Genomic DNA, 16429 nt, shown 5'->3' with positions numbered 1-16429 from the left:
GTCCTGAAGCATCTCTGGCGCTCCTCGGGCCGGCGCTCCTGCAGATCCAGACGCCGCGTCGCGGCGCTCGCGCCACCGCGAGTGACGACCGCGTCACGCGACCGTCGCTCGCGCGACGTCTGCGCGCGGCGCGTGGGCGCGAGGCTCGAGTCGGCACGGACGATGACGAGCGGACGGGCGGACGCGACCGGCGCGTGATCGCCTCGGGCGCGACATGGGGGCGCGGGTCTGCAGCAAATGCGACGCGGCCTTTTCGGCCGGCGAAGGACGCGCTAGACGACCCGCATGTCTGCACGCCTTCGCCCTTCCACGCACCTCCTGCTGTCCTTCGCCGCGCTCCTCGCCTGCAGCCCGAGCGACCCCGGCACCACCGAGGGCACGACGGACGGCACGAGCACCGGCGAGACCGACGCGACGACGTCGACGACGAGCGAACCGACCACCGGCGACGCGCCCACCGGCAGCACCGGCGAGCCGACCACGGGCGACGCGACCACCGACGCGACCACGAGCGACGGCACCACGACCGACGGGACCACCTCGCCCGTCGACACGACGACGGGCGACGACACGACGACGACGACGGGCGACGACACGACGACGACGACCGGCGACGACACCAGCGACACGACGGACACGACCACCGGTTCGACCACCGACGAGACCACCGGCGGCGAGGGTCTCGGCCCTGACGCCCAGGCGGCGATCGACGCGCTCGAGCTGGTCGTCGACGGCGTGTTGTGGCCCAGCGAGTCGGACTACCCGTGGATCGTGTTTGGCCTGCCCGACGCGGCGCCGGTCACGGTCGACAACCTCAAGGAGTTGGTCGGCCCGCTGATCGTGGTCGACGACGGCGAGGCGCCGCTGGAGGAGCAGACGATCGAGGAGAAGCCGTGGGACGCGATCTTCCTGCAGATGACGACGCCGCAGGACTGGTGGACGGACTACGAGATCATGCGCGCCGAGCAGTACCAGGCCATCCAGGACACCCTCGACGCCCACCTGGTGAACCTCAAGATGTTTCGGATCGGCGAGCAGTCGGGCAACTGGCTGTCGGGCGCGATCGACATGTTCGTGATCGGCGAGACCGCCGACGGCGACCTGGTCGGGATCCAGACCGTCACCGTCGAGACCTGAGCCAGCGAGCCCGCACGGGCATGTCTCTTGTTACATATCAACGAGACATGTCGCCGAGGACATGCCCGAACCGTCATGTCGCGCGGCTCACTGCTTGTGGACCACGCCCTGATCGTCGACCGTGAACGTCAGCTCCTCGCGCAGCAGCTGGTTGCTGTCCTGCGAGCGCGACAGCATCACCGTGGCGGTGGCCTCTTCGAAGCCCTCGGCGACGGACAGCAGCACGCGGAAGGTCTGGGGCGTGCGGGGCGGGACGAAGCCGTCCCAGCGGGTCGTACCGCCCTCGACGTTGAAGCCCTTGATGTAGATCTCGGCGACCAGCTTGTTGGTCTCGACGATGCCGGCGACCCGCATCTTGAGCACGAGCTCGACCTGGCGCGGGCCCTTGGGTTCGTAGGTGAGGTCGAGCTGGAGGTCGGCGGAGTCTTCCTTGACCGACTCGCTGCGCAGCGACACAGGGCCGCCGGTGGGTTTGTGCGCGCAACCGAGGAGGACCGCCGCGAGGGCCACGGAGACGAGGGGGCGCATGGCACCGCCGGTTTTACACCCGCCCCGCCGCGGCGTCAGCGGGGCCGCAGCCCGAACTGCAGGGCGAGCTCCAGGCCGAGCGACAGCTCCAGGCCGCCGACGCGGAAGCGCGGGGTGCCGACCGTGTCGGCCAGGCCGACCACCTGGGCGCCGTCGTGGTCGTCGATCGCGAAGCTGCCGCCGAGCTCGATCCGCGGGCCGACGCGCAGGCCGAGCTGCGGCGACGGCTGGGCTCGCCAGCCGGGCGACAGCCGGAGGAAGCCGCCCAGCAGCGGCGGGCGGGCCAGGACGTCGTCGTCGCCGGCGGCCAGCAGCGGCGCGCGCTCGCCGGCGCGCGTGATCCACCACGGCTCGATCGCCAGACCGACGAGGATCGGCAGCTCGAAGCTCTTGTGGCGCAGGGCGTAGCCGGCCGCGATCGCCACGCGCAGGCGGCCGAGGCCGGACCCCGCCTCGGCCTGGCCGATCGCGCGGGTCTCGAGCGCCGCGGCGAAGCCCCGGGGGCTCCGCACCTCGAAGCCCAGGCCGCCGCCGCCGCCGGCCAGAGGCCCGCCGTACGCCGGCGGACCGACGCCGAGGACGGTCGCGGCGTGCAGGCCGAGGCCGAGCTCCCAGCGTGGCTTTTTAGACATGTCCTCAGGGACATGCTCCTTGGGACCTGTCGCTTGGGTCTGGACGGGCGGCGGCTCGGGCTCGGGCTCGGGCGCAGGTGGGGGCGGCTCGGGGGCGGTGGCGACCGCGGGCGGCGGGATCGCCACGTCCTCCGCGTCGGGGGCTACCGCGCCCTGCTCGACGGCGAAGATCAGGTTCGCGGCGGTGCTGGCGGCGACGCGGACCTCTTGCCCGATCTCGACGGCGAAGCTGCGCTCGTAGGCGCGGCCATCCGAGGTGATCACGCGGATCGTCCCGCGCTCGTCGGCGGCGCGGGTGAGCTGGAGATACAGGTGCGGCGTCTCGGTCGGGGCCGCGCCGCCGTGGCGCTCGATCGGCAGCCGTGGCAGGCGCAGGCGCAGGGCCGCCAGCACTGCGGCCTCGTCGAAGCCGCGGATGTCGGCGCGCGCGGCCCGGAACTCCTGCGGCTCGCCGGCGGGATCGCCTGTCTCGGGGGACATGCCCGATCCGCCAGCCGTCCCGGCCGCGGGGGCGACCAGCAGGGCGACGAGCGCGCATGTCGGGGCGAGGAGCACGGGGCCAGCCTAGCGTGTTTCAGCCGCAGCCGTTGACGACGCACACCGCCGCGCCGAGGTAGGCGGAGTCGCAGCAGACGTCGAGGTCGCCGGTGCAGGCGGAGGGGCAGGGGCAGGTGAGGCACTCGCCGGCGTAGGTGTAAACGTGGCAGTCGCCCGCGAGGCACACCTGGTCGCCGGCGCAGGGGCTGCCGCAGGCGTCGCAGTGCAGCGGGTCGTCGCCGAGCACGACGCAGGCGCCGTCGCAGTCGGTGCGGCCGTCGCCGCAGCCCTCGAGGCACTTGCTGGCGTTGCACACGCCCGGGTCGCCGCAGTCCTTGTCGCACTCGCCGCAGTGGTTAGGGTCGCTGCGGGTGTCGACGCAGACGCTGCCGCAGCGGACCAGGCCGTCGCGGCAGCGGCACGTGCCGTCGTCGCAGCGCTCCCGCACCGGGTCACAGGTGCCGTCGCAGCAGGTGCCCGCGACGACGCAGTTGCTGCCGCACGGCTCCTGTCCTTCGGGGCATGTCGGGTCGCCGCAGGCGGTGTCGCAGCTGGTGTCGCCGTCGCAGCCTTCCTGTCCTTCGAGACACGTGGTGCCGCCGTCGCAGCCGGTCTGTCCCTCGGAGCAGGTCTCGGATTCGTGCGAGTCGTCGCTGTCCTCGCTGGCGTGGCTGGTGTCGTCGGTGTCGACGTTGCTGTCGTCGGTCGAGCTCGCGCCGCCGATCGTGTACTCCTTGAGGCACGCGGAGGCGCTCGCCAGCGCCAGGACCGCGGTGAGGCCGAGGCGACGCGCGAGGCGCCGGCTGGTCGCCGCGGTGGGCACAGCGAGGTGCATGGGCGGGGCTCCCGTCGTGGCGGTGCCCTCGGCCAGGTCCGCGAGGGCCGAGTTTTTGCACGCCGCGAGAGACGAGCGCCCGGAGTCGGTCGCTCGCAAGCGAGGCGCCATCACGGCGCCTCCGCGCCGCCGGCCCCGACGAGGGCGGCCTCGGCTTGCTTGCGGTGGGCGCCGGTCGGATGGTGCTCGAGGTAGTCCTGCCAGCAGGCGGCGCGGGCGTCGGTCGGGCTGCGGCGGCACAGGCCCGCGCGGGCGTCGTCGGCGAAGCGACCGCCGGGGAAGCGCCCCAGGTACTCGCGCCACACGGTGGCCTGGCCGTCGCCGCCGCGGATCTGGCGGGCCAGCGCGAACAGGTCGCCGTAGGCCAGCTCGGCACGGGCGCCCGCGCCGGGGAGTGCCAAGATCTCCCGATACTTGCGCTCGGCGGCCGCGAGCTCGCCCTTCTGCCACAGCAGCTGCGCCTCGTCCTCGAGCGAGAGGCCGGCGGGCGCGGGTGCGGCGTCGTCGATCGGCTTGCGCCGGCGCGGGCCGTCCTTCGTGACCGCCTTGCGCGGCCGCGCCTCGGCCGGCTCCTCCGCCGCGGCGGAAGCTGACCCTTCGGGCATGTCTCCGGGGTCACCTGCAGATGCTGCTTCGGGCATGTCCTCGGGGATAGTGGCACCTGGTGCTTCGGGCATGTCCTCGCGGACAGCCGTGCGTCGCTCGCCCGCGCCGTCGACGTGAGCCTCGGTGGTGCCGCCGACGCGCGTCTCGTCGTGGCGGCCGCCGACGCCGTCGAGGGCCGCCGCGGTGCCGCGCTCGTCGGTCTGCCGGGCCACGAGGTCGGGGCCGACGACGGCCAGCAGGACGGCCGCGGCGAGGGCCGCGGCCACGCCGAGGATCACGCCCACGCGGCGGCGCCGGGGCACCTGCGGCGGCGGGATGCTGGCCAGGCGCCGCTCGGCGAGCTTGCCGTCGAGCTCGGCCTTGAGCGCGCGGGTGAACGGCGCCAGCGTCTCGGCGTCGCCCTCGCCGTCGGCGGGCGGGGGCGGGGCCACGGGCGGCAGGGCCTCGGCGCGCGCGACCGCGTCGGCCGGCACTGCGGCGGGGTCGAGCTCGCGGGCGCGAGCCAACATGGCCGCAAAGTCAGGTGTGGGCCGGGCCTTGGCGACCAGCCGATCGAGGTGATCGGCGGCGTCGCGGGCGAACGGCGCGAGCTCGGGCGGGAGGCCGTCGTCCTCATGCGTCGCCATGGTCGCGCTCCTTGTCGTGAGAGTCTTCGGTGAGCCAGCCGAGGCGCACGAGCTCGCTGCGGATCCGTGCGCGGGCCCGGGTGGCGCGCACGCGCAGGTTGCCGGGCGAGATGCCGAGCTCGGCCGCGGCCGCGGGCACCGGCATGTCCTGCAGGTCGCACAGCACGAACGCCTCGCGCAGCTGCGGCGGCAGGGTCTCGAGCACTGCCATCAGGACCTCGGCGCGGCGCTGCCGGAGGTGCGCGCTCTCGGGGTCGGCGTCGGTGCCGACGCTGCGCTGGGCGCTGACGACCTCGAGACGATCCATGGCCTGGTCGCCACGGTAGCGCGAGCGCCAGTGCTTGCGCACGATGTTGACGGCGATCCCCCGCAGCCAGCCGGCGAACGAGCCCCGGCCCTCGAACTGGGCCAGGCCGACGAAGGCCCGCGCGAAGGTCTCCTGGACCAGGTCCTCGGCCGCGGCGGTGTCGCCGGTGAGATAGGCGAGGTGGCGGAACACGCGGTCGAAGTGCTCCTGATAGAGGCGCGACCAGGCTTCGATGTCGCCGCCGCGGGCGCGTTGCAGGAGCTCGGCCTCGCGGTCCTCCGCTTCGGAGGCGCTCGGCGTCGAGCCCGGACGTAGAAGTTGTAGGAGCGAACCCACTCGACCCCCAGGTACCCGATCCCGCCGCGGTGTTACAGGCGAGCGCGTCGCGCGGAAACGCTCGCGCGGGGCGGTGAAAATTTCTTTCCCACACTCTGTAACAACCTCGCAGGTCCGGGGACTCGGAGGCGGAGACCAACACTCATGCGCATCTTCGGCACTTCGATCCTTTCCCTGTCCACGTTCTTCTTCCTGGTCGGCTGTGACATCGAGATCAACGGCAAGATCGAGGACGACCAGGCCGACGACGACCAGAAGGACGGCGAGGGCGACTCGCAGGGCGAGGGCGAGGGCGAGGGTGACTCGCAGGGTGACGGCGAGGGTGAATCACAAGGCGACGGCGACGGCGATGGCGACGGCGATGGCGAGTCGCAGGGCGACGGTGACGGCGAGAGCCAGGGCGATGGTGACACGCAAGGCGATTCGCAGGGCGAGGGCGACACGCAGGGCGACGGCGGCGAAGGCGACACGCAGGGCGATTCGCAGGGCGACGGCGGCGAGGGCGACACGCAGGGCGATTCGCAGGGCGACGGCGGCGAGGGCGACACGCAGGGCGATTCACAGGGCGACGGCGGCGAGGGCGACACGCAGGGCGATTCGCAGGGCGACGGCGGCGAGGGCGACACGCAAGGCGACGGTGGCGAGGGCGACACGCAAGGCGACGGCGGCGAGGGCGACACGCAAGGCGACGGCGGCGAGGGCGACACGCAAGGCGACGGCGAGGGCGAAGGCGACACGCAGGGCGACGGCGGCGAAGGCGACACGCAGGGCGACGGCGGCGAGGGCGACACGCAGGGCGAGGGCGAGGGCGAGGGCGACACGCAGGGCGACGGCGAGGGTGAGGGCGACACGCTCTGATCGCGTCGCTCCATCACGACGATGGGCCGAGCTCGCGTCTGACTGCGTCTCGCGGCGCGGGCATTCGATGAGAAGATCGCCGGCCATCGTCCGCGCGGGCGACGGCGCTGCGCGTCGCAGCCGGATCCGAAGTCGCGCGATCTACCGCGTGCTCGCATCGTTTCGAGTTCCGGGCTTCGAGTGACAGTCGAGTGCGAGCGTGCGCGCTGCGACGCCGCTCGCGACGACGCGCCGGAGCCGACCTCGAGAGGTCGGCCCGGCGCGTTTGCACCGTCACGCGACTGCAGGGCTCAGCGGTCCTGCTGACCCTTGTCGTCGACGTCCGTGCGATCGCCCATGTCGGTGCGATTGCGGTTCGGGTAGTCGGGCTGCTGGACATCGCGATCGGTGCGCGGCGTGCTGGCCGGCGCGTCGGTCTGCTGGCGGCCGGGCTGCTGCGGGTTGCGCTGGCGCTCGTCCTGGGTCTGGCCGGTGCCGCGATCCTGTCGATTGCCCTGCTGCGGATTCTTCTGATTCGGGGTGGTCATGGTCGTTTCTCCTGATCTGTCCTTCGGGTCAGGCGGTCGTTCGCCCGTCCGAGGCTCGGCGTCGGGAGCATGGTCGGCGGGGCGGATCGAGCAACTGGCGAATTCGAGCGGCGGTGCGGCGCATCGAGCCAGATGTGCGAGGTGGAGGCGGTCCACGTGCGCGACCGTTGTTTGAGAGTGGCAGGGCCCGCTCGTCGATTCGTCGCCGAAGATCGACGGCGCGCCCACGAGGTCGCTGCGGCGCGACCCCGCGGCGCGAGCCGCGTGGCGTGCTCGACTAACCCGGGCCGGGCTCAGGTCACCAGCTCGGCGAACATTCGCAGCATGGGCTCGGTGAACAGCGGCGACGGCAGGATGGTGCCGCCCAGCGCCCACGCCCGGGCCAGCGGCAGCGGCCAGCGGCGCACCCGCAGCGGGCCCTCGACCGCCAGCAGTACGCCCTGCAAGGAGAAGAACGCGGCTGTCCGCAAGACCATGTCGAGGTCGAGCGAGGCGGCGACGATCCACGTGTGAAGGGCGACGCTGACGGCGAACGCGAGCGCGAGGCCGGCGCCGGCGCGGCCGCGACGCGCCAGCGGGACGAAGCAGTGCTGCCGCAGCCAGCGGTTGACGACCAGGTTCCAGCGCTCGCCCCAGAAGTCGCGCAGGCTGCGGGCGAGGATCGGGTGGCGCTGGACCGGCGGCACGCGAGCGCCGAGCAGCCGGCCGATGCCCTCGAGCAGGCCGGCGGCGGTCTCGGCGAAGGCGTAGATGAAGGCGCACCCGGCCAGCCAGCGCAGCGGGAGACCGCCGTGGTGCGGCGCCAGGACCACGCCTGTCCACAAGGACATGTACATGAAGGCAGCCGCGACCGCGGTCCGCGACCACACCGCGACGTCGAAGCGCGGAGTGACCCACCCGCAGCGGCGGCTGTCGACGATCGCCAGCACGTGGACGACCCGGCGCACCGGCCCGAACTCGCGCGGCTCGCGGGCGAGGTCGATCAGGCGGGCGAAGCCCCAGAACGCCGCCGCGGCCAGGAGCGCGCGGAGGAACGGGGAGTCGGCGCCGAACGGGGCGAGGAAGGCCGGCAGGGCGACGAGCAGCCCGAGCGCGCGCCGCAGCGGGGAGCCGGCGGTGACGAGGGCGGCGAGGACGAGGAGCGCGAGCATCGTCGCGCGCAGTGTACCCGGCCGGCGCCGCGCTCGACCAGCTGGCTCGTGGGACAGGTCACAAGTCGGGCGCGCCGCCGCGCCGCGGCGACGATCCCGCGGCGCGCACGCGCGAGCGCACCCGTGTGAGCCGGAGGTTCGAGCCTCGTCGAGCTCGCGGACACGAGGGCGACGAGCACCGGACTGCGATGACGATCATGGTTCGACGACCGGCGAGCCGTGAGGGTCTCGCGGAGGGTCGCAGCGACGTAGGTTGGGCCCGCTGAGAGGTTTGTTGTCGAGGACACGCGAGCGCGGACACGTCGACAGACGACGCTGTCTCGCGGAGGTTCGCAGCGACACAGGCTGGGCTCGCTGAGAGGCTCGTCGCCCGGGTACGCGAGACACCCGAGAGCCGGCGCTCACGGGCAGAAGTCGCCGAGGGGGTTCTCCGAGCTGCAGGTGTTGAGGCTCGCGCTCTGGCCCTTGGGCACGCTGACGGTCTCGAGGTGGATGTGTGGCCCCGACGAGCAGCCGGAGTTGCCGCTGTAGGCGACGAGCTGGCCCTGATCGACGTGGCTGCCGTTCTGGATCGCGGGCCCGAGGCTGTCGATGTGGAGGTAGTAGACGAACAGATCGTTGGCCGGGTTGTTCGGGTCGCCGCAGTCGGACTTCAGCTTGACGTAGTTGAAGGCGTTCCAGCACTGCATGCTGCAGCCGTTGTCGTAGCAGTTGGGCAGGCCGGTCTGCTGGCCGACCACGGTGCCGGCGATGCCGGCGTAGATCGGGGTGCCGAGCGCGACGCCGTAGTCGATGCCGTAGTGCGAGCCGCCGTTGCCGCAGGCCGAGAACGCCTGCGTCACCACGCCGGGCGGGACGTGCAGGCAGCACTCGCCGCCGTTCGGCACCGCCTTGCACGCGTCGGCCACGCCCGGCGGATTCACCTGGCAGCCGTCGGGGCACACCGTCTTGCTCGCAGTCTCGCCGCCTGCACAATCGTACAGGTCGTTCGGGTCACCTTCGGGCAGGCTCTGGCCGCAGTAGAGGCCGTCGCCGCTCATCGCCCCCTGGCACGGATCGCCCTCGGGGTTGCAGGCGTCGGCGACGCCCGGCGGGTTGACCTTGCAGCCGGCGCTGCACGCTGTCTGGCCCGCGGTCGCGCCGTTCTGACAATTGTAGAGGACCGTGGCGTCGCCGCCCATCAGCGTGCCGCCGCAGTAGAGGCCGTTGCCGCTCATCGCCGAGGCGCACGGATCTCGCGCGATCGGTTTGCACGCGCCGGCCTCGCAGCCGCCGGGGCAGGGGGTGGCCGACTGCGTCGAGCCGCCGGCGCACTGGTAGAGGCTGCTGTGATCGGCGAGACCGCCGAGCTCGCCGCCGCAGTGCGGACCGTCGCCGACGCCGTCACACGGATCTGCGGGCGTATTCGGATCGGTGGTGCTCGTGGTGAGCGGACCCTGCGTGGTGCCGTCGCCGGTGCTCGTGCCGGTGGACGGGTCGGGTGCGGTGGTCGTCGGACACAGCGTGAGCTGATCGCATGGCGCAGCGGTGCTCGCGCTGTCGCTGCCGGTGGGACCGCCGCTGCTGCCGGAATCGCTCGCGTCGGTGGTGGCGCCGGCGGTCACGGCGGACGCGCTCGTGATCGTCCCCGCCGACAACCCCGACGGTCCTGCGGACTCGCCGCAAGCGAGCGTGATCGTGACAGCGAGGACAGCCGACGTGAGCGCGTGCGAGCGAGCCATCGCCGTCGACGATACCCGCGCGCTGCGCCGTGCGACAAGGCAGGGCTGGGCGAGCCGCGATGAATTCGCGAAGCTTGGCCATGCGCCTAACATTATCGCTCGCTCGCATGTTCGCCGTGTCGCTCGTCGCTGCCGGATCGGGGGCGTGCGGCGACGACGAGAAGGGCAGCGCCTCGGGGTTCGCGACGGGGACCGGGTCGACGATGATGACGACCGACGCGTCGACGACTGCGCCGACGACCGGCGAACCGACGACGAACTCGACCTCGACGACGTCGACGTCGACCTCCACCACTGCGCCGACGACGACCGAGCCGGTGCTGCCGACCGACGCCACGAGCACGAGCACATCGACGAGCGAGGCGACCACCGACGAGACGACCTCGACGTCGACCACGGACGACAGCACGGGCACGACCGGGACCGATGAGTGTGGGGCGCCGGGCATCTTGCTGGTGTGCGACGAGGACGACGACACCGACCCGTTCCACGCGATCGGGGTCGGCTGTCCGGGGGCCAAGGAGAACACCATCCCGATCAGCGACCCGGTGTTCATGTCGCAGCCGATCGCGTGGCGGGCCGCGCGGGGCTTCGGCACCGCCGAAGATCCGAACGCGCCCGGCGAGCTGCTGTTCCGCCCGCGCGAGGGCGAGAAGTTCCTGGTCCTCAGTACAGGTCGCGTCGCCAACCTCGACGGCGACGGGGTCCTGGTCGAGACGATGTCGCAGTTCGAAAACGACAACAACTTCAACCCCGACATGCCGAACGCCCTGCCGGCGCCGATGAGCCCGCTGGTCGGGTCGGACGGCGGCCAGGGCGGCACTCCGTTCGCCGGGTGCGACGGGGTCAACGACTGCTCGGACAGCATCGAGCCCAACTGGACGCTCGGCAACGGCGACCCGAACGACCTGCTGTTCGGCTCGTTCACCGTCGAGGTCCCGCCCGGGGTCGACGGCTTCCTGTTCGACGCGGTGTTCTTCTCGTCGGAATACCCCGACTTCGTCGGCGACACTTACAACGATATGTTCATCGGTTGGTCGACCAGCGAGGCGTACACCGGCAACGTGACGTTCATCGCCGGACAGCCGTTCACGGTCACGTCGCTGGCCGAGGCGATGGTGAACGCCGGCTACGTCGACGACGCGCCCGAGCTGGCCGGGACCGGCTTCGAGTCGCACGGCACCACCGGCTGGGTGACGATCCAGGCGCAGGTGGTCCCCGGCGAGACGTTCACGTTCGCGTTCGCGATGATGGACATGGGCGACAGCAGCAAGGCCACGGTGACCGTGGTCGACCACTGGCGCTGGGACTGCAAGGGCTGCGTGCCGCTCGAGGTCGACCCGCTGTGCGGCACCGAGGGCCACCCGAAGTGCTGCGGCCTGTGCGTCGACCCGCTCGACGATCCGATGTGCGGCACCGAAGGTCACCCGGCCTGCTGCACCGCGGGGTGAGCTCGTGGCGGCCTTGCAAGCAGCGCTGTGACGCGCGCGAGCGCGGCCTCCGCGGCCTCGTGACCGACCGGCCGACCGGATTGTGCCAGTCCGCGCGATGCGGCGACGGCGTCCTCTCACCGTTGCCGCGTTCGCGGCCTTGAACTACGCTGCTCGGCGATGGCTGATCATGCCCCGCTGCAAACGGCGTGCTCCCGCTCCTGTGTCGAGAGGTCGCCATGGCGGCTGCATGTCCGATAGAACATGTACATCGGAGAATGTTCTATCGGACATGCCGACGACCCTCCGCGTGACTCGGCCGGAGCATCCGCGCGAGCTCGAGGCGGAGCGAGTCGTCCATGACCATGAAGGAGCGGCGAAGCGACGCCTGGTTCTGTCCCAGATCGGTCCGCGATCGGGGCAGGGGGAGCCGTCGTTCCGTCAGCCGATCAGGTCGGCCTGGTGAGGAATGTGATTGGCAAGGTCACGTGCTGGCCATGGTGCTAAAGAAGCTCGTCTCCGTCGAGGTGATCGGAGCGCCTGCTACCAGCAAGGAGCCCCGACAGAGCCGTCAGCTCGGATGGATCGGCGAGGGTAAGCCGCAGTCGGGTGAAGAGGTCCGGTTCGATTTGCGACGCGGAAGTGCTGTGCGGTGGCGCTGCCGAACACGGCGCGGTCGATGCTCCATCATTTTTGCAAGGGTGCGGTCGCCCAGCCGCATGTGGTTGGTTTCTTCAGGCCGTACCGCTTCGTGGACAGCGATTTCGACGGCTACACCGATGACCGCGACTGCTGCCCTGATTTGCCCGAGGATTTCGATGGTCACGCGGACGAGGACGGCTGCCCGGATTGCGACAACGACGGTGACGGGGTCCCGGAGATCGGGCTGCTCGCGGTCTGCCCCGCCAGCGTGGACTACCGCTGGCTCGCAGGGCCCGGCTGCGAGGCCGACCCATCGCTCGCTGACGAGGTCGAGTTTTCGCCTCCCCGTTAGCGGCCGCGGCCGGCGTCAGAGCGAACCTCAGTTCGGCGAGGCCATATCCTTCTCGTCGTTCTCGAGGCGCTCGCCGGTCGGGCTCACAAGCCGAGCTGCGGTCGCTGCTCTCTCCGTGACAGGCGAAGGGTCACGCGGTTAGTCTGTGGCGAGGTGACGGGCGCTGCGGGCACAGGGACGAGCTCCATTGGCGAGCGGGACCGGGTCTGCTGCTGAGCGCGGCGCTTGCCGCTTGCCCAAGGCCGACGCCGCCGCGCTCGATCCCCTCGTGGGAGGAAGTGTCGCGTCCGAGGCCGCCGGACGTGTTCTACAACACCCGGGTGTGCTGCGCGGTCGCGCTGCCGACGACGGCGCGGGCGATGAGAAAGCGTCGGTGTCTCGAGGCGGCCGTTCCGCCGCCGGTGGTCGGAATCTTCACGCCGGTCCACCGTTTCGTGGATAGCGACTTCGACGGCTTCGAAGAGGAGTTCGACTGCTGCCCTGACTTGCCCGAGGATTTCGATGGTCACGCGGACGAGACGGGTGCCCGGATTGTGACAATGACGGCGACGGGGTGCCGGAGATTGGGCTGCTCGTGGTCAGCCTGCCTCGCGCGCGCTCCCACTGGCTCGCGGGGCCTGGATGCGAGGCCGACCCGTCGCTCGCGGACGAGATCGAGTTCCCGCCGTCCCGCTAGCGGCCGCGGCCGGTGTGAGACCGAAGGACTCGTGGGCGGCCGGTGAATATGTCTTTCGGGGCATGTTCCCGCCGTCCCGCTCGTGGCCCGGCCGGGGCGAGAGCGCAGAGCTCATGTGCGGTAGGAGGATATGTCTGTCGGGCATGTCCTTCTCGCCGTCCCACGAGGTGCTCCACCGGGACGCGGTGCTTGGGTCGGTTGCCCGACCCGTCGCTCGCGGGCGAGGTCGAGTCCCGCGGCGGTAGCCGGTTCGGCCGGGGCGAGGAGCGGCGGCTCGACCGGCCCCTTTTAAAAAGAAAAGACATGTCTTTCGGGACATGTCACCCGCTGCGGTCGTCCCGGGGACCGGGGCTCGCGGGGCTTCGGACGCGGAGATCTACCCAGGCGCCGGGGCCCGTCCGTGGGCTCGTGCCGGCGAGAGAGCGCGCCCGCGCGGAGGTCTTCATGGCCGGCGTCGTCGGCGACAGTGGTTCTCACGTCGGCGATGGGATAGGGTGGCGCCATGGCTCTCCGCTCTGGCTTTCGTCACGTGTCTCTTGGTTCATGTTCCCTCGTATTCGCGCTGGCTGGCTGTTCGACGGCCGCGAGCGGCACCGGCGGTTCGACGGACAGCCTGTCCGACGGCCAGACGTCGGGGAACTCGACCGGCTCGCCCAGCTCCGACACCGAGGCCCAGCCGACGACCACGAGCGCCTCCACCGACACGTTCCCGGGCACGTCGACCGACGACGGCACCACGTTGGCGACCGGCGAGGCGACCAACACGATGGGCGTGGACACGACCACCGGCGACGCGACCACCGGGCCGGCGACGACCACCAACGACTCTCTCGGCACCACCACCGGCATCGAGAGCACGGGCACCGAGACGAGCGACGGGACGACCGACGGGACCACCGAGGGGACGTCGACGACCGACCCGGTCGATGACGACGACGACGACGACGACATGGTGCCGGACGCGGACGACAACTGCCCGGCCGACGCCAACCCGATGCAGGAGGACACCGACGGCGACGGCCAAGGCGACGCCTGCGACGAGGACGACGACAACGACACGGTCCCCGACCCCATGGACAACTGCCCGCTGGTGCCCAACCAGGACCAGAAGAACACCGACGGCGACGTGTTCGGCGACGTCTGCGACAACGACCTCGACGGCGACGGGATCCCCAACGCCGAGGACCCGTTCGCCAACGACGGCAACCTGCCCGGCGTGACGACGCCGTTCAAGATCTACGCCCACTCGTCCGGCAACCTGTACACCGTCGACGTCACCGACCCCTACGCGGTGTCGATGGTCAGCAACTTCAAGTTCTCCAACGACGCCTGCGACCACTCGGTGACCGACGTGGCGATCGATCGCTGGGGCGTGCTGTACGCGGTCACGTTCGGGTGCGGCTACGTGATCAACCCGCAGACGGCCCAGGCGTACAAGCTCGGCACGCTGCCGCAGAGCTTCAACGGTCTGACGATGATCCCGAAGGGCATCCTCGACCCGAACAAGGACACGCTGGTCGGCATCGCCAACTCGGGCCAGTGGTACAAGCTGGCGCTGCAGAACGGGATGTTCAACATCCAGCAGATCGGTCAGTACGGCGCGGGCTACACCTCGGCCGGTGATGCGTTCTCGATCGAGGGCGTCGGCACCTACGGCGCGGTCAACAAGCAGGGGGTCGGCGGCACGGTGATCGTGCAGGTCGACCCTGCCACCGGCGCGGTCCAGAGCGAGCTGGCGACGCTGGCCCAGAACCCGCAGGTCTACGGCCTGGCGGGCTGGGAGGGGCTGATCCTGGCGTTCGACTCGGGCGGGCAGATGTTCCGCATCGACCCGCAGACCAAGGTGGTCACGCCGCTCGGCAACAAGAACGTGACGTGGTGGGGCGCCGGCGTCGGCACCGTGATCCCGCAGTGAAGAGCAGGGCGAGGGCGGCCCAGCCGCCGGCCTCGCCCCCGCTGCTGCATCCGCACGCCTCGTAGACCGGCGGCATCGTGGCGGTGTCGCCGGCGGTGTCGCCGGCGGTGTCGCCGGCGGTGTCGTTCGCGGTGGCGCCGGTCGTGCCGGTGCTCGTGTCGTCGGTCGTGCTCGAGGCGGCGGTGTCGGTGACCGGTCCCATGGTCGGCGAGGTGCCCCAGGCCGGCTCGTCCTCGGCCTGGATGACCCCCGTGGTGGTGGCGGCGGGGGCGAAGAGGGCGAGAGCGAGGCCGAGTGCGTGGACCATGCCGGGAGGATAGGCGGGTCCGCGGCCGGCTGTCCACTCGCAGGCGCGGAGCGAGCAAGATGTCCCGAGGGACAGGCCGTCCGAAAGTCACGCTGCGGCCGGCGAGCGGCGGCGGAGCGACCTCGCCGGCGCGGGCAGGCCGCAGCCGGTGAGCGGGGCGCGCGGCAGGCAGAGAGCGTATCAGGGTGGCGAGATGGACATGTCTAAAAGGGCATGTCTATGAGGACAGGCGTGCGAGCGTCCTCGCCGGCGCGGGGATTCGCCTCAGGACATGTCGAAGAAGACATGTCGAAAAGGGAATGTCCTGAGAGCCATGTCGTCAGGCGGGCTTGCGGATCGCCCAGTGGACGTCGAGCGGGGCGTCGCACAGGCCGATGTGGTGCGACTCGAAGTTGATGGCGTTGCGCTGGCCCAGCGGGGCGCTCTCGCCCTCGGTGAGGGTCACGTCGGCGCCGCCGAGCGTGAACTGCAGGTCCCACAGCTCGGCGGGCTGGCAGCAGCCCATGCAGTCGCAGGTCTCGACGCTCTGCGGCGTGACGGTGAGCTCGGCCGCGCCGGCCTGGGTCGGGGAGAGGCCGTGGCCGGCGTGATAGACGGCGGGCTCGCCCGGGGCCTGGAGGTCCCACACGGAGATGGCGGCGAACTGACAGCCGCCGAAGCCCTCGACGCGGTCGACGACGATCCGCGGGCAGGCCGGCATGAGCGGCAGCCAGGCGGCGGGGGCCGAGACGCTGAGGGTCCACGGGTCGGGGATCAGGCAGTTGTCGCCGCAGGCACAGCCGTCGAGCTGCCACACGGGGCCCTTTTGCGGGCTGATCCGGGTGCCGGTGAACTCGAGCGGGCCGCACGCGACGGGCTTGCCCATCTGCGCCAGCTCGGCGCTGACCGTGTCGCCCTCGACGCCGCACACGCCGCCGCCGGTGGTCTCGGGGTCGGTGGTGCTGACGGTGGCGGGCTCGGTGGTGCTCGGGGTGGTCGGATCGGTGGTGGTCGCGGTGGTCGGATCGGTGGTGGTGACCGGGTCCGTGGTGGTCGCGGGCTCGGTGGTGCTGGCCGTGGTGACCGTGGTGATCGTGCTCGCGCCGGTCGGCTCGGGGGCGGTGGTCGTCTGCGCGTCGGTGGTGGTGGGGCCGGTGGTGGTGTCGGGCCCGGCCGTGGAGGCCGTGGTCGAGGCTTCGCTGCCGGACGTCATCGCGGTGGTGTCGTCGGCGCAGGCCACCGCCACCACGGCGAACATGAATAGGGCGAGTTCAAGGCGAGGCATGCCCCAAGGGTAGCGAGTCCGGACGCAGCGCGCCCGTGACGT

15 protein-coding genes are annotated in these 16429 nt (G+C 71.5%); 5 read left to right on the top strand and 10 right to left on the bottom strand.

Annotated elements, in window-relative coordinates; genetic code table 11:
- Positions 1 to 285: 285 nt before the first annotated feature.
- Positions 286 to 1137 (top strand): nuclease A inhibitor family protein, encoded by an 852-nt coding sequence (locus OV090_RS32025; protein ID WP_267708463.1) that lies wholly within the window; start codon positions 286 to 288, stop codon positions 1135 to 1137.
- 87 nt (positions 1138 to 1224) lie between these two features.
- Here OV090_RS32025 and OV090_RS32020 read toward each other — a convergent pair whose 3' ends face one another.
- The 5 genes from OV090_RS32020 to OV090_RS32000 form a co-directional block, all read right to left on the bottom strand.
- Entirely contained in the window at positions 1225 to 1665 is a 441-nt protein-coding gene (locus OV090_RS32020; protein WP_267708462.1) for a hypothetical protein, read from the bottom strand.
- Between the two features lie 35 nt (positions 1666 to 1700).
- Positions 1701 to 2852 carry a hypothetical protein gene (locus OV090_RS32015; RefSeq protein ID WP_267708461.1) on the bottom strand — a complete coding sequence of 384 codons (1152 nt, stop codon included), beginning with the start codon at positions 2850 to 2852 and terminating at the stop codon, positions 1701 to 1703.
- A 19-nt stretch (positions 2853 to 2871) separates the two neighbouring features.
- Positions 2872 to 3669: a hypothetical protein gene (locus OV090_RS32010; RefSeq protein WP_267708460.1), complete on the bottom strand. Its 798-nt coding sequence runs from the start codon at positions 3667 to 3669 to the stop codon at positions 2872 to 2874.
- Between the two features lie 110 nt (positions 3670 to 3779).
- Entirely contained in the window at positions 3780 to 4901 is a 1122-nt protein-coding gene (locus tag OV090_RS32005) for a hypothetical protein (RefSeq protein WP_267708459.1), read from the bottom strand.
- Positions 4888 to 5544, bottom strand: a complete 657-nt coding sequence (locus tag OV090_RS32000) for a sigma-70 family RNA polymerase sigma factor (RefSeq protein ID WP_267708458.1) — start codon at positions 5542 to 5544, stop codon at positions 4888 to 4890. The genes OV090_RS32005 and OV090_RS32000 overlap by 14 nt, the downstream gene beginning before the upstream one ends.
- Positions 5545 to 5688: 144 nt before the next feature.
- Here OV090_RS32000 and OV090_RS31995 point away from each other — a divergent pair, with 144 nt between their 5' ends.
- Positions 5689 to 6402, top strand: coding sequence for a hypothetical protein (locus tag OV090_RS31995; RefSeq protein WP_267708457.1), 714 nt, complete (start codon positions 5689 to 5691; stop codon positions 6400 to 6402).
- Between the two features lie 290 nt (positions 6403 to 6692).
- On the opposite strand, the gene OV090_RS31990 is transcribed toward OV090_RS31995, so the two are convergent.
- From OV090_RS31990 to OV090_RS31980, 3 genes are all read right to left on the bottom strand, one after another.
- A complete protein-coding gene (locus OV090_RS31990) occupies positions 6693 to 6929 on the bottom strand; it encodes a hypothetical protein (protein ID WP_267708456.1) in 237 nt (78 codons plus the stop codon).
- 293 nt (positions 6930 to 7222) lie between these two features.
- Complete coding sequence (locus OV090_RS31985; RefSeq protein ID WP_267708455.1) at positions 7223 to 8080, bottom strand: MBOAT family protein; 858 nt, start codon at positions 8078 to 8080, stop codon at positions 7223 to 7225.
- Between the two features lie 401 nt (positions 8081 to 8481).
- Positions 8482 to 9801, bottom strand: coding sequence for a M23 family metallopeptidase (locus OV090_RS31980; protein ID WP_267708454.1), 1320 nt, complete (start codon positions 9799 to 9801; stop codon positions 8482 to 8484).
- Between the two features lie 107 nt (positions 9802 to 9908).
- On the opposite strand from OV090_RS31980, the gene OV090_RS31975 reads away from it, so the two are divergent.
- The 3 genes from OV090_RS31975 (at position 9909) to OV090_RS51075 (ending at position 14816) form a co-directional block, all read left to right on the top strand.
- Positions 9909 to 11252, top strand: coding sequence for a choice-of-anchor L domain-containing protein (locus OV090_RS31975; protein ID WP_267708453.1), 1344 nt, complete (start codon positions 9909 to 9911; stop codon positions 11250 to 11252).
- 631 nt (positions 11253 to 11883) lie between these two features.
- Positions 11884 to 12225 (top strand): hypothetical protein, encoded by a 342-nt coding sequence (locus tag OV090_RS31970; RefSeq protein ID WP_267712143.1) that lies wholly within the window; start codon positions 11884 to 11886, stop codon positions 12223 to 12225.
- A 1178-nt stretch (positions 12226 to 13403) separates the two neighbouring features.
- Positions 13404 to 14816 (top strand): thrombospondin type 3 repeat-containing protein, encoded by a 1413-nt coding sequence (locus OV090_RS51075; RefSeq protein ID WP_267708452.1) that lies wholly within the window; start codon positions 13404 to 13406, stop codon positions 14814 to 14816.
- Here OV090_RS51075 and OV090_RS31960 read toward each other — a convergent pair.
- Both OV090_RS31960 and OV090_RS31955 read right to left on the bottom strand, forming a co-directional pair.
- Complete coding sequence (locus OV090_RS31960; RefSeq protein WP_267708451.1) at positions 14749 to 15123, bottom strand: MYXO-CTERM sorting domain-containing protein; 375 nt, start codon at positions 15121 to 15123, stop codon at positions 14749 to 14751. The two genes, OV090_RS51075 and OV090_RS31960, sit on opposite strands and share 68 nt — an antisense overlap.
- A 319-nt stretch (positions 15124 to 15442) precedes the next feature.
- Entirely contained in the window at positions 15443 to 16387 is a 945-nt protein-coding gene (locus OV090_RS31955; protein WP_267708450.1) for a hypothetical protein, read from the bottom strand.
- Positions 16388 to 16429 lie beyond the last annotated feature (42 nt).

The organism is Nannocystis sp. RBIL2 (genome assembly GCF_026626745.1).
Lineage (GTDB): Bacteria > Myxococcota_A > Polyangia > Nannocystales > Nannocystaceae > Nannocystis.
The sequence above is the reverse complement of the archived record's forward strand: the minus strand, read 5'-3'. Positions and strand labels throughout refer to the sequence as shown.

Bases quoted from the DNA above. Each gene is read 5' to 3' on its own strand.
- OV090_RS32025 (WP_267708463.1), top strand. From the start codon at position 286: ATGTCTGCACGCCTTCGCCCTTCCACGCACCTCCTGCTGTCCTTCGCC.
- OV090_RS32020 (WP_267708462.1), bottom strand. From the start codon at position 1,665: ATGCGCCCCCTCGTCTCCGTGGCCCTCGCGGCGGTCCTCCTCGGTTGC.
- OV090_RS32010 (WP_267708460.1), bottom strand. From the start codon at position 3,669: ATGCACCTCGCTGTGCCCACCGCGGCGACCAGCCGGCGCCTCGCGCGT.
- OV090_RS32005 (WP_267708459.1), bottom strand. From the start codon at position 4,901: ATGGCGACGCATGAGGACGACGGCCTCCCGCCCGAGCTCGCGCCGTTC.
- OV090_RS31995 (WP_267708457.1), top strand. From the start codon at position 5,689: ATGCGCATCTTCGGCACTTCGATCCTTTCCCTGTCCACGTTCTTCTTC.
- OV090_RS31990 (WP_267708456.1), bottom strand. From the start codon at position 6,929: ATGACCACCCCGAATCAGAAGAATCCGCAGCAGGGCAATCGACAGGAT.
- OV090_RS31985 (WP_267708455.1), bottom strand. From the start codon at position 8,080: ATGCTCGCGCTCCTCGTCCTCGCCGCCCTCGTCACCGCCGGCTCCCCG.
- OV090_RS31980 (WP_267708454.1), bottom strand. From the start codon at position 9,801: ATGGCTCGCTCGCACGCGCTCACGTCGGCTGTCCTCGCTGTCACGATC.
- OV090_RS31975 (WP_267708453.1), top strand. From the start codon at position 9,909: ATGTTCGCCGTGTCGCTCGTCGCTGCCGGATCGGGGGCGTGCGGCGAC.
- OV090_RS51075 (WP_267708452.1), top strand. From the start codon at position 13,404: ATGGCTCTCCGCTCTGGCTTTCGTCACGTGTCTCTTGGTTCATGTTCC.
- OV090_RS31960 (WP_267708451.1), bottom strand. From the start codon at position 15,123: ATGGTCCACGCACTCGGCCTCGCTCTCGCCCTCTTCGCCCCCGCCGCC.
- OV090_RS31955 (WP_267708450.1), bottom strand. From the start codon at position 16,387: ATGCCTCGCCTTGAACTCGCCCTATTCATGTTCGCCGTGGTGGCGGTG.